The sequence below is a fragment of the Pseudomonas syringae group sp. J309-1 genome, from assembly GCF_032582135.1.
In the GTDB taxonomy this organism is placed as follows: domain Bacteria; phylum Pseudomonadota; class Gammaproteobacteria; order Pseudomonadales; family Pseudomonadaceae; genus Aquipseudomonas; species Aquipseudomonas quasicaspiana.
Genome location: NZ_JAWHNU010000052.1, coordinates 1 through 12,379, shown reverse-complemented (window position 1 = coordinate 12,379; position 12,379 = coordinate 1). Strand labels below are relative to the sequence as shown.

The 12,379-nt window shown below is 55.9% G+C and carries 14 protein-coding genes and 1 other RNA gene; 5 read left to right on the top strand and 10 right to left on the bottom strand.

Going from position 1 to position 12,379, the window contains the following annotated elements; all coding sequences use genetic code 11:
* Position 1: 1 nt before the first annotated feature.
* The 3 genes from mraZ to rsmI form a co-directional block, all read right to left on the bottom strand.
* Entirely contained in the window at positions 2-457 is a 456-nt protein-coding gene (gene mraZ / locus RX972_RS22780; RefSeq protein ID WP_004881513.1) for a division/cell wall cluster transcriptional repressor MraZ, read from the bottom strand.
* Positions 458-764: 307 nt separating this feature from the next.
* Positions 765-1,123: RNase P RNA component class A (gene rnpB, locus RX972_RS22775), an RNA gene on the bottom strand.
* Positions 1,124-1,195: 72 nt separating this feature from the next.
* Positions 1,196-2,068 carry a 16S rRNA (cytidine(1402)-2'-O)-methyltransferase gene (gene rsmI / locus RX972_RS22770; protein ID WP_316878732.1) on the bottom strand — a complete coding sequence of 291 codons (873 nt, stop codon included), beginning with the start codon at positions 2,066-2,068 and terminating at the stop codon, positions 1,196-1,198.
* Between the two features lie 283 nt (positions 2,069-2,351).
* On the opposite strand from rsmI, the gene RX972_RS22765 reads away from it, so the two are divergent.
* The 4 genes from RX972_RS22765 (at position 2,352) to RX972_RS22750 (ending at position 5,883) form a co-directional block, all read left to right on the top strand.
* A complete protein-coding gene (locus RX972_RS22765; RefSeq protein WP_027900233.1) occupies positions 2,352-4,166 on the top strand; it encodes a penicillin-binding protein activator in 1,815 nt (604 codons plus the stop codon).
* Complete coding sequence (locus RX972_RS22760; RefSeq protein WP_099270942.1) at positions 4,167-4,538, top strand: YraN family protein; 372 nt, start codon at positions 4,167-4,169, stop codon at positions 4,536-4,538.
* Positions 4,539-4,714: 176 nt separating this feature from the next.
* Positions 4,715-5,308 carry a phosphoheptose isomerase gene (locus RX972_RS22755; protein ID WP_027900231.1) on the top strand — a complete coding sequence of 198 codons (594 nt, stop codon included), beginning with the start codon at positions 4,715-4,717 and terminating at the stop codon, positions 5,306-5,308.
* On the top strand, positions 5,305-5,883 hold the full coding sequence (locus tag RX972_RS22750) for a BON domain-containing protein (RefSeq protein ID WP_027900230.1): 579 nt from the start codon (positions 5,305-5,307) through the stop codon (positions 5,881-5,883). Before RX972_RS22755 ends, RX972_RS22750 begins: the two co-directional genes overlap by 4 nt.
* Before the next feature lie 65 nt (positions 5,884-5,948).
* On the opposite strand, the gene RX972_RS22745 is transcribed toward RX972_RS22750, so the two are convergent.
* From RX972_RS22745 to rplM, 7 genes are all read right to left on the bottom strand, one after another.
* Entirely contained in the window at positions 5,949-6,362 is a 414-nt protein-coding gene (locus tag RX972_RS22745) for a ClpXP protease specificity-enhancing factor (RefSeq protein ID WP_027900229.1), read from the bottom strand.
* A gap of 17 nt (positions 6,363-6,379) precedes the next feature.
* Entirely contained in the window at positions 6,380-6,997 is a 618-nt protein-coding gene (locus RX972_RS22740; protein ID WP_027900228.1) for a glutathione S-transferase N-terminal domain-containing protein, read from the bottom strand.
* 226 nt (positions 6,998-7,223) lie between these two features.
* Positions 7,224-8,006: a cytochrome c1 gene (locus RX972_RS22735; protein ID WP_316878724.1), complete on the bottom strand. Its 783-nt coding sequence runs from the start codon at positions 8,004-8,006 to the stop codon at positions 7,224-7,226.
* Positions 8,006-9,217: a cytochrome bc complex cytochrome b subunit gene (locus tag RX972_RS22730; RefSeq protein WP_316878722.1), complete on the bottom strand. Its 1,212-nt coding sequence runs from the start codon at positions 9,215-9,217 to the stop codon at positions 8,006-8,008. The genes RX972_RS22735 and RX972_RS22730 overlap by 1 nt, the downstream gene beginning before the upstream one ends.
* Entirely contained in the window at positions 9,217-9,810 is a 594-nt protein-coding gene (gene petA / locus RX972_RS22725) for a ubiquinol-cytochrome c reductase iron-sulfur subunit (RefSeq protein WP_099270946.1), read from the bottom strand. The genes RX972_RS22730 and petA overlap by 1 nt, the downstream gene beginning before the upstream one ends.
* 251 nt (positions 9,811-10,061) lie before the next feature.
* Positions 10,062-10,454 (bottom strand): 30S ribosomal protein S9, encoded by a 393-nt coding sequence (gene rpsI, locus RX972_RS22720; protein ID WP_002555064.1) that lies wholly within the window; start codon positions 10,452-10,454, stop codon positions 10,062-10,064.
* 14 nt (positions 10,455-10,468) lie between these two features.
* A complete protein-coding gene (gene rplM / locus RX972_RS22715) occupies positions 10,469-10,897 on the bottom strand; it encodes a 50S ribosomal protein L13 (RefSeq protein ID WP_027900224.1) in 429 nt (142 codons plus the stop codon).
* 256 nt (positions 10,898-11,153) lie between these two features.
* Here rplM and RX972_RS22710 point away from each other — a divergent pair, with 256 nt between their 5' ends.
* Complete coding sequence (locus tag RX972_RS22710) at positions 11,154-12,191, top strand: NADP(H)-dependent aldo-keto reductase (protein ID WP_122394955.1); 1,038 nt, start codon at positions 11,154-11,156, stop codon at positions 12,189-12,191.
* Positions 12,192-12,379: the final 188 nt, after the last annotated feature.

The following is a 12,379-nucleotide window of genomic DNA, read 5'->3' as shown; positions in this document are numbered from 1 at the left end:
GTCACAGGATCAGATCACGTAATTCATCAGGCATCGCGCCCGGTTGTTGAATGGCCGCCAGATCCGCATCAGCAAGAGCGTTCCAGGCGTCCTCGTCCCACAGTTGAAACTTATTGAGCTGGCCCACTAACATCACGCGCTTATCCAATTTGGCATATTCACGAAGACGCGGCGGAACCAGGAAACGCCCACTCCCATCCAGCTCCAGATCAACCGCATTACCAATCAGCAAACGCTGCAGGCGGCGGTTTTCTTCGCGGAAAGTAGCGAGCTCACGCAATTTCGCCTCGATCAGCTCCCATTCGGAGAGCGGATAAAGGCATAAGCAAGGGTCTACAGCATCAATGGTCACGATCAATTGCCCGGCGCTACGCGAATCCAACTCGTCACGGTACCGGCTCGGCATAGCGAGACGGCCCTTTGCATCGAGATTGATTGCGTTGGCACCACGAAACACAGGCGCTTTCTCCGAATTCTAGCTTTTTGCGTTAAAAAAACCCACTTCGCGCCACTTTCTGCCACTTGCGCACACTATAGGAACCCGCCCACCACACAGTCAAGGCACGGTCTTAAGGAAAACCCTTACATAACTGGGATTTAGGAGCGATATCGGACGGTTAGCGCGAATTTCAGGAGGGGTCTTACGGAAAATTCCGACACAGCTCAAAACGCTGCAGCGCGAACTTAAAGTGATTTATGAGGTTTAAGATTTTTTTGGTATTACGGAGGGTGTAATACAGCTGAAACGAGAGGGGAGAAAAAAGGTGGAGAGTCGATCTGTAAGCCGGGTTCTGTCGAGGACAGTCATTCCTCTACGACGGCCATCACTGGACGTCTTTAGCAACCTACCCGGTTCCAGCGCGGGCCACGCCTAGGAACCCTATTTGGTCTTGCTCCGAGTGGGGTTTACCTTGACCACGAACTGTTGCCAGACGCGCGGTGCGCTCTTACCGCACCTTTTCACCCTTACCGGCGCCGAAGCGCTTAGGCGGTTATTTTCTGTGGCACTTTCCGTAGGCTCACGCCTCCCAGGCGTTACCTGGCACTCCGCCCTATGGAGCCCGGACTTTCCTCCCCCCCTTAATTGCGAACAATAAGAGGCAGCGACTGTCCAATCGACTCTCCGCCGACAAGGTTAGCGGCACAGCCACCTCAGAACAAGCTTTAATACGTCGCGAGCTCGGGTTGCAGGGATTTATTCGCCCTTTTGCTTGTCCAGAGCCACCTGATAAAGCAGATTTTTACGCACACCGGTAATTTCCGCTGCCAGGGCTGCGGCACGCTTGAGCGGCATCTCTGCAAGCAGGAGATCCAGAATCCGTCGCGCCTCGCTACCGATGACGTCTTCATCTTCCGGCTCGGTCCAGCCCGCCACCAACACCACACACTCGCCACGCTGCTGATTGCTGTCGCTTTCGACAAATTCACGCAGCTCAGCGAGCGGCAACCCTTTGAGGGTTTCGAAGGTTTTAGTCAGCTCGCGGGCCAGCAACGCAGGTCGCTGCGCACCGAAGACCAGTTCCAGATCCTGCAGACATTCAAGAATACGATGCGGCGCTTCATAGAAGATCAGGGTGCGTGGCTCTTCTTTAAGCAGCTCCAGGCGAGCGCGACGGCCTACAGCCTTGGCAGGCAAGAAACCCTCGAAAATAAAACGATCAGAAGGCATGCCAGCCGCCGAGAGCGCAGCAATCAACGCGCAGGCACCTGGCACCGGGACGACTGCAATACCCGCAGCGCGAGCCTGACGCACCAGGTGATACCCAGGATCAGAGATCAGTGGCGTCCCCGCATCGGAGATCAGCGCAACATCATCGCCTGCCAGCAGGCGAGTAATAAACCGACTGCCCTCTTCGCGTTCGTTATGCTCGTGACACGCAGCCAATGGCGTTGATATGCCGAAATGCTGCATCAATCGTGATGAGTGGCGCGTATCCTCGGCGGCAATCAGCGCCACCTCGCGCAAGACCTTCAATGCCCGCACGCTCATGTCATCCAGATTGCCGATTGGCGTGGCCACTACATAAAGCGAGCCCGCGGCGGAATTCAAAGCAACTGGAGCAGTCAAAGCGCAGACCTCATGATTTGTTACCCTTCAGGGCGAAGGTCATCATTGTACAGACTACGACCGCGACCAATGACTCGCAGACTCAAGGAAGACCTGAAAAAGGGAGGAAAAGTCATGATTGGCGCCCGATATCTACCAGCGCAACATTTCGTAAAGGCCGTATTACCTCGTGTAATCAGGCACTGCGACTTATATCACTGCTTTAAATGTTAACGACGTCGCACCCATGCCAGTGCTTGGGTACAATTCCCCGCTAATTTGCTCGAGTATCAGGAACATACACATGATCGCTTGCCTGCGGCTGTTCTCTGCCCTCTGCCTTGCTGCCCTGTTGGCGGCTTGCGCCAGCTCGCCTTCGTCCAGCCTTGGCGAACTTCCACGCACCCCTGACGCCAGCATCGAGCAGTTACTCGATCAGGCGGCCGCCGCGAAAACCCCGGAACAGGCCTCACTGCTCCGACTCAGCGCTGCGGATCTGGCCAACCGGCAGAACAATCCCGGACGCGCTGCGCAAATCCTCACGCAAGTGCAGATTGAGTTGCTCAAGCCTGGCCAGCAGGTGTTTGCCGCGACTCTGGATGCTGAACTGGCGATGGGTCGCAATCAGCCAAAAGCCGCACTGACTGCGCTGAGCCACCCGAGCCTGCAACGCCTGAGCGAGCTTTCCGTTGAACAGCAGATTCGGACCCACACCGTCCGCGCTCGCGCACTCGAAGCTGATGGCCAGATCCTCCCGGCGATCAGCGAGCGAGTCTTCGTGGGTCCATTGCTGCAAGGCAACGACCTGAGCGCCAACAACGACGCTATCTGGAAACTCGTTGGGGCACTGCCTCCGGAACAACTGCAAAGCAACGCGACCGACGATCTGGGCGGCTGGCTAAGCCTTGCGCGCAGCATCAAAGGCGCGGGCACGCTGGAACAGCAACAAGCCGCTATCGACACCTGGAAAGCACAGAATCCAAAGCACCCCGCTGCTATCCAGCTGCCTGCGACACTGGCGCAACTGCGCGCCCTGACCAGCGAGCCGCTGACCAAAATCGCCCTGTTGCTGCCACAGGAAGGCCCACTCGCAGCCGTCGCCAAGGCTCTGCGTGAAGGCTTCATGGCCGCGCATTATCAGGCGCAACAGGCCGGTCAGAATCCTCCGGCCATTCAGGTATTCGACAGTTCGCGCCTGACCTCTATGGATGAGTTCTATCGCGAGGCTCAAGCTGCAGGCGTGCAACTGGTTGTCGGTCCGTTGGAAAAACCACTGGTCAAACAATTGAGCACCCGCCCGCAACTGCCTATCACCACATTGGCGCTGAACTACAGTGATGCAGGCCCTGAAGGCCCTCAGCAACTGTTCCAGTTCGGTCTGTCCGCTGAAGACGAAGCCCGTGAAGTAGCACGCCGCGCCTGGGCAGATGGCAAGCGCAGCGCTGTTGCGATGGTGCCAAAAGGCGAATGGGGCGACCGCGTTCTGGACGCTTTCCGCCAGAGCTGGCAAGCCAAAGGCGGCACGCTGATTGCGGCTGAACACGTCGACCAACCCGTTGCACTGGCACAGCAAGTTGCTGACCTGTTCCAGCTGCGCAACAGCGAAGGCCGCGCGCAACGTCTGCAGAGCACTGTAGGGACTCAAGTAGCCGCCCAACCGACGCGTCGTCAGGACATTGATTTCATGTTCCTGGCTGCGACCCCACAACAGGCGCAGCAGATCAAGCCAACCATGGTCTTCCAGTACGCAGGTGATGTTCCCGTCTACGCCACATCGCACTTGTTCACCAACAGTAACGATCACGCGCAATACATGGACCTGAATGGCGTGCGCTTCTGCGAAACTCCATGGTTGCTCAACGCCAATGATCCACTGCGTCAGCAGGTCGTCACCCAGTGGCCGCAAGCTTCAGGCAGTCTGGGCCGCCTCTACGCTATGGGCGTCGATGCCTATCGCCTGGCTCCGCGCCTGGGCCAACTCAAGACCATGCCTGAAAGCCGCATCGACGGCCTGTCCGGCAGCTTGAGCATCAATCCGGCTCGCCGCGTGGAACGTCAGTTGCCCTGGGCGGAGTTTGTTGACGGCAAGATTCAGCGCCTGCCGGATACCGCTCAGTAAATGCCTGGCAACACCCGCCAAACTGCAGGGCGCGAGGCCGAAACCCGCGCCCTGCAGCATTTACAGCAACACGGTTTGCAGCTCATTGCACGAAACTGGTTATGCAAACGTGGTGAGCTTGATCTGGTCATGCTCGACGGGGATACAGTAGTATTCGTCGAAGTTCGCTACCGCCGCCATTCGACATGGGGTGGAGCGTTGGAAAGCGTTGATTTTCGCAAGCAGCAAAAGCTGGTTCTGGCGGCACAATTGTTCCTGCAGAGCGACACACAATGGGCAGATGCGGCATGTCGTTTCGACGTCATAGCCATTGAGGGTGATCCGCGTGGCGGCCCATCCTTGAACTGGATCAAGCATGCATTCGAGAGCTGAAATCCCTGGCGTCCACGCCATGCGGGCAGACCCCGGAACTGAAATGCCGACTCACGCAATATGCCATCCAACACAGATTTCGCTTTTCGCTTTGCGGGCCGTACCGCCTTGCGCCGAGGGCTTCCCCTTCTGCGCCAGCCGATAAGCCGCGATACGTTCTAATTAAGGTCACCCAGATGGACATGCAATCCCGAATTCGCCAGCTTTTTCAGGCCAGCATCGACACCAAGCAGCAGGCGATGGAAGTCCTTGCACCCCACATCGAGCAAGCCAGCCAGGTCATGGTCAATGCGCTGCTCAACGAAGGCAAAATGCTCGCTTGTGGCAACGGCGGTTCGGCGGGTGATGCTCAGCACTTCTCATCCGAGCTACTCAACCGCTTCGAACGTGAACGCCCTAGCCTGCCGGCCATTGCACTGACAACCGACAGCTCGACGATCACGTCGATTGCCAACGACTACAGCTACAACGAGATCTTCTCCAAGCAGATCCGCGCGCTGGGCCAACCGGGCGATGTATTGCTGGCGATATCCACCAGCGGCAACTCGGCGAACATAATTCAAGCGATCCAGGCCGCACATGATCGTGAAATGATTGTCGTAGCATTGACGGGTCGCGACGGCGGCGGCATGGCCTCGCTGCTTTTGCCTGAGGACGTGGAAATCCGCGTACCGGCAAAAGTCACCGCACGAATTCAAGAAGTCCATCTGCTGGCGATTCATTGCTTGTGCGATTTGATCGACAGCCAACTGTTCGGGAGTGAAGAATGACCGTTAATCGTCTCAGCCTGCTGGCCCTGACCCTGTGCATAAGCATCAGCGGATGCAGCTCGGTGCTGACTGCTACCCGCGACAACCCGATTGAAGACGATCGCGGGACGCGTACGTTCGGCAGCAAAATCGATGACTCGCTGATTGAAACCAAGGCAGCGGTGAACATCGCCAAGGCGAGCCCTGATCTGGATCAGAACTCGCACATCGTCGTCACCAGCTACAACGGCATCGTGCTATTGGCTGGCCAGACCCCACGTGAAGACCTCAAAGCCCTGGCCGAAAAAGAAGCCAGCGGTGTTCAGCGGGTAAAGAAAGTCAACAACGAGCTGCAGGTCATGGCGCCTTCGTCGTTGCTGGCCCGCAACAATGACGCCTGGCTGACCACCAAGATCAAAAGCCAGATGCTGACCGACAGTGCAATCCCGGGCTCGCGCATCAAAGTCGTGACCGAGAACGGCATCGTCTTTCTGCTTGGCCTGGTGACGCAACAGGAGGCCACCCGCGCGACCAGCCTGGTACAGAGCGTGTCTGGCGTGCAGAAGATCGTGAAGCTGTTCGAGTACATCGACTGACTTCCACTTCGCACACATGAAAAAGGCGACCCTGAGGTCGCCTTTTTTGTCACATGTGAAGCTGATTACTTGACCACTTTCAGACTGGGTCTGCCGCTTGGACGCGGTGGCTCGGTATCCGGTGGTGGAAGATCATCATCCGCATCGACGCTGTCTTCGTCCTCGAATGGAGGCTCCAGCTCGAAAACCATACCCTGACCATTCTCCCGGGCATAAATGCCCAGAATCGCCCCTACAGGGACGTACAGGGTATGCGGGACACCGCCGAAGCGACCTTCAAAACTGACTGCATCGTTGTCCATGTGCAAATGGCGCACAGCAGACGGAGAAACGTTCAGGACAATCTGCCCATCGTTGGCAAACCCTTGCGGGACCTGCACTGATGGATACTCCGCATTGACCAGCATATGCGGGGTGCAATCGTTATCCACGATCCACTCATAGAGAGCACGAATCAGATAAGGGCGACTGGAGTTCATCAACGGCTCCTTAGGCCTTAGCGCATATCACGTTCGGCAGCAGACAGACTTGCCTGGAATGCCTCACGCGCAAACTGGCGCTCCATATAATCAAGCAACGGCTTGGCAGGCCGCGGCAATTCAATACCCAAAACAGGCAAACGCCAGAGTATGGGCAATAGACAGCAGTCAACCAGACTTTGCTCGTCACTGAGGAAAAAAGCTTTCTCGGCGAACAATGGCGAGACGCCGGTCAGACTTTCACGCAGCTCCTTACGAGCTACCGCACGAGCAGATTCCTTGCTGCGCGGATCCAGAATCAGGTCCACCTGAGCACACCAGTCGCGCTGAATCCTATGGATCAGCAGGCGGCTATTGGCGCGTGCGACCGGATAAACCGGCAGCAACGGCGGGTGCGGATAACGCTCATCCAGATACTCCATCACCACAGTCGACTCGTACAGCGCCAGATCACGATCGACCAGGGTGGGTACGCTGCCGTATGGGTTCACCTCGATCAATTTCGGCGGTTGGGTACCCGTCACAACATCAATGATCTCGGCGCTGACACCTTTCTCGGCGAGCACGATGCGCACGCGGTGGGAATAGTGGTCGGCGGGGTCGGAGTAACAGGCCAACCGATTGGTCACGCCCATGGCGGTCCTCCTCGCTTGTTAAATTTATCGAATACACAAAAACGGACGCGCCCTCGGACGCCTCCGACAACAACCGCATTAAGGGCAGTGGTCATCGCGGGCGACAAGATAGCTCATTTATGCGTAGTAAATTCTGCAATCTTGCCGTCACAACCACATTTGCCCTGCATTTATTGCCTAAATGGGACACACGAGCGCGCGAGTGTTGCCTTGGCGTTACAAACGGTCAGTGAATATCCTTCCAGTATTCACGCTTGAGCAGGTAAGCGAAGACAAAGAAGAAAGCCAGATAAAGCAACACGTACATCCCGATACGCTGATGCTGAAGCTTCGTCGGGTTCGCGGAATAAGCGAGGAAGGTCACCAGATTCTTGACCTTTTCGTCGAACTGCTCTGCATTCAGACTGCCTGTATTGGGGACAATCGTCAGTTGATCGCACGCCTCGTGCGTCAGTGGCGCGCCCGTCAAGGGGTCGTACTGCTTCTTGCCCTCCTCGACCAACTGAATCTGCTTACAGCCGATGATCTGACGACCTTGCAAGCCAGCCAGCACGTTGGGCATCCCTACATTAGGAAAGACTGTGTTGTTCACCCCGAATGGACGCGCCGAATCCTCGTAGAAAGAGCGCAGGTAACCATACAACCAGTCCGTGCCCCGCACTCGCGCCACCAGAGTCAGATCCGGCGGAGCAGCGCCAAACCAGACTTTCGCGTCTGCTGACTGCATACCGATATTCATGTGATCGCCGATCTTGGCACCGGTGAATACCAGCTTTTCCAGCATCAGCTCATGAGGGATGCCCAGATCATCGGCAACGCGCTCGTAACGCTGGAACTTAGCGCTGTGACAGCCCATGCAATAGTTGACGAACGTGCGCGCCCCATCTTGCATGGCAGCCTTGTCCGAGACATCGATATCGATGCTTTCCAGCTCAGGACCGCCGTGCTCGGCAGCAACGGACAACATTGGCAGAGCAACAAGCATCAATACAGCAAATAGCTTTTTCATCAGCCAGTCACCCTTTCCGGAACCGGTTTGGTTTTCTCAAGCCGGGTATAGAACGGCATCAGAATGAAGTAGGCGAAGTACAGGAAGGTGCAGACCTGCGACAGCAAAGTACGCCCAGGCGTTGGCGCCAAAACACCCAACACACCGAGAATTACGAAAGACACACAGAACACCAGTAACCAGACCTTGCTGAGCCATCCCTTGTAGCGCATTGACTTGACGGGGCTTCGGTCCAGCCAGGGCAGCACAAACAGCACTGCAATTGCAGCTCCCATAGCCATGACCCCCATCAGCTTGTCAGGAACGGCGCGCAGGATCGCGTAGAACGGCGTGAAATACCAGACAGGTGCAATGTGCTCTGGCGTCTTGAAGGGGTTTGCCATCTCGAAGTTGGGTTTTTCGAGGAAGTAGCCGCCCATTTCAGGGAAGAAAAACACAATGAAGCAAAACACGAAGAGGAAGACGACAACGCCGACGATATCTTTCACGGTGTAATACGGGTGGAAGGGAATTCCATCCAGAGGAATACCGTTTTCGTCTTTGTGCTTCTTGATGTCGACGCCATCGGGGTTGTTCGAACCCACTTCATGCAATGCCAGAATATGCAGTACGACCAGGCCAAGCACGACAATTGGCAGAGCAATCACGTGGAGCGCAAAAAAACGGTTCAGGGTAATACCGGAGATCAGGTAATCGCCGCGAATCCATTGCGTCAGGTCATCGCCGATAACCGGAATGGCGCCAAACAGCGAGATGATCACCTGCGCGCCCCAGTACGACATCTGCCCCCAGGGCAGTAAATACCCCATGAACGCCTCAGCCATCAGCGCCAGATAAATCAGCATGCCGAAGATCCACACCAGCTCACGAGGCTTTTGATACGAGCCATACAGCAGGCCGCGGAACATGTGCATGTAAACGACAATGAAGAACGCCGAAGCACCGGTGGAATGCAGCAAACGCAAAATCGACCCGTAAGGCACATCACGCATGATGCCCTCGACGGACGCAAACGCCTCTTCAGCCGTCGGCGTGTAGCTCATCGTGAGCCAGACACCGGTCAGGATCTGATTGACCAGTACCAGCAGGGCCAGTGAACCGAAGAAGTAGAAAAAGTTGAAGTTTTTGGGGGCGTAATACTTGCTGAGATGGTCTTCCCACATTTTTGTGGCGGGGAAGCGAGCATCAATCCAATCCATGAACTTGCTCATCACGCGCTCTCCTGATCGACGCCAATGACAATAATGTTGTCCGACTCATAGGAATGCGGCGGCACTGGCAGATTCAAAGGTGCAGGTTGGGATTTATAGACGCGGCCAGCGAGGTCGTAATGTGAGCCGTGACAAGGGCAGAAATAGCCACCCACCCAATCTTTGCCCAGATCGACTGGCGCTACTTCAGGACGGAAAGTCGGGGAGCAACCCAAGTGGGTGCAAATACCGATCAACAGCAGGATTTCAGGTTTGATGGATCGTACAACAGGGTCGACGTAAGCGGGCTGGAGCGAGTCCCTGGATTCGGGGTCCGACAACTGGCCCGTAATTTTGCCGAGGTTGCCCAGTATTTCATCGGTACGACGGACAATGAAAACTGGCTGACCGCGCCACTCAGCAATCATCTGCTGCCCTGGTTCGATCTTGCTGATATTCACCTTTACCGGTGCGCCTGCGGCTTTCGCCTTGGCACTGGGAAACCATGACCCTACGAACGGGACCGCCGCCCCCACCGCTCCTGCTGCACCAACCACAGATGTGGCCGCCACGAGGAAGCGACGCCGGCCTGCATTCACGCCGTCATTGCTCATTCCGTCCTCTCCCATCAGCTATGTGGCCTGTTCGATCAGGCGTCTAATTTAAAAATTCATGTATCCAAATTTTGCCGGATGGTAGATAAAAACCCTTCAAACCACAAGGGAATTACTTTTCACGAAAAGCTGAAAGCCTTGTAATACGGGGCCTGCGCTGAATGAGTCATGTTGTCACAGGTATACGACGCGCATAAAAAAACGCCCAGCTCCGTGAGGAGGCTGGGCGTTCTTCTTGAACGAAGTGCGTATTAACGCTTCGAGTACTGCGGACGCTTACGCGCTTTACGCAGACCGACTTTCTTACGTTCAACTTCACGGGCGTCGCGTGTAACGAAGCCAGCTTTGCGCAGAGCGCCGCGCAGGGTTTCGTCATACTGCATCAGAGCGCGAGTGATACCGTGGCGGATTGCGCCAGCTTGACCACTTACACCACCGCCAATCACGGTGACGTAGATGTCGAACTTCTCGACAGTCTCAGTCAATTCCAGCGGCTGACGAACTACCATGCGGGCAGTTTCACGGCCGAAGAAATTATCCAGCGAACGGTTGTTGATGGAGATGTTACCGGTACCTGGACGCAGGAAAACGCGTGCGGTAGCGGTCTTGCGACGGCCAGTGCCGTAATTTTGAGTCGCCGACATAATCAACTATTCCGTTAAAACTTCAGTTCTTGGGGCTGCTGAGCAGTATGAGGGTGTGCAGTGCCCGCATAGACTTTCAGCTTACGGTACATGTCGCGACCCAGCGGGTTCTTAGGCAGCATGCCTTTAACCGCGGTCTCGAGCACACGCTCAGGAGCTTTGGCGATCAGCTTTTCGAAGTTGATCGACTTGATCCCGCCCGGAAAACCGGAGTGAGAGTAGTAGATTTTGTCGGTGGTTTTAGCACCGGTAACACGGATTTGCTCAGCGTTGATAACAACGATGTAGTCACCAGTGTCAACGTGCGGGGTGTATTCCGCTTTGTGCTTGCCACGCAGACGGCTCGCGATTTCTGTAGCCAGACGACCGAGGGTCTGACCAGCAGCATCGACTACGAACCATTCGCGCTTAACTGTTTCCGGTTTAGCAGTATAAGTTTTCATTATTTAGCCTCAGGGGCCGCCCTGATAAATTGAGACGGCGGATCTTACTGAATAGATCGTACTTTGACAAGCAGCATGTCAAAGGCAGCCGTTATACAGACGCTGCCGAGGGCTCGGGTCGGCGCATCTGTGGTACGGCAAAGATGTCTCTCCGGCAGATGGAGCATCACTTCCACTGCAAAGAGCCGCGGGATTATGCGGATTGCGAAATAAATATCAACCTGCTTTTATGGTTCTCTTACTTGAGGAGAAGCAAATGGACTATCGCCAACTTGGCCGAACCGACCTGAAAGTCAGCGCAATCTGCCTCGGCACCATGACCTGGGGCGAGCAAAACAGCCAGTCTGAAGCCTTTGCGCAGATCGAACGCGCCAAAGAAGCCGGTATCAATTTCCTTGATACCGCCGAGATGTACCCGGTACCGCCAAAAGCAGAAACCTACACCGCCACCGAGACAATCATCGGCAACTGGTTCAAGCAACAGGGCGACCGCGCCGACTGGATTCTGGCCAGCAAGATCGCGGGTCCTGGTAATGCCATCGAGCATATTCGTGACGGCAACCTCAAACACAACCGCAAGCATATTGTGGCGGCCCTCGATGCCAGCCTGGCGCGCCTGCAGACCGATTACCTCGATCTGTATCAACTGCACTGGCCTGAGCGCAGCACCAACTTCTTCGGCAAATTGGGTTACACCCATAAAGACGAAGATTTCACCCCACTGGAAGAAACCCTCGAAGCTCTGGACGAGCAGGTCAAAGCGGGCAAGATCCGCCACATTGGCCTGTCCAACGAAACGCCATGGGGCACCATGAAATTCCTGCAGTTGGCTGAAAGCCGTGGCTGGCCGCGAACGGTGTCAATCCAGAATCCCTATAACCTGCTCAACCGCAGCTTTGAAGTGGGCCTGGCCGAAATTGCCATTCGCGAACAATGTGGACTGCTGGCTTACTCACCTCTGGCGTTCGGCATGCTTTCAGGCAAATACGAAGGTGGCGCTCGCCCGGCCAAAGGTCGCCTGAGCCTCTACAGTCGTTTCACCCGCTACTTCAATCCGCAATCGGAAGCAGCGTGCAGCCGCTACGTGGCGCTGGCCCGTGAGCACGGTCTGGAGCCAGCACAAATGGCGCTGGCCTTCGTGACCCGCCAGCCGTTCGTGACCAGCAATATCATTGGCGCGACCACCCTTGAGCAACTGGACAGCAACATCGCCAGTTTCGGGCTGAAGTTGTCGGACGAGGTGTTGGCGGGTATCGAGGCGATTCACAAGGATCATCCGAATCCTGCGCCCTGAACTGCCAGCTCGACTTTAACGCAGCCCTGTGGGAGCGAGCCTGAACGCTATAAGGCTGGACGCGATGTACTTTAAACCGCGTCGTACTTATCGTCGGAATGCCGCCCAGACCAAGCCTCGCTCCTATCAAACATCACTCCAATAATGGATTTGAAACGCGGACCTTGTAGGAGCTAACTTGTTGGCGA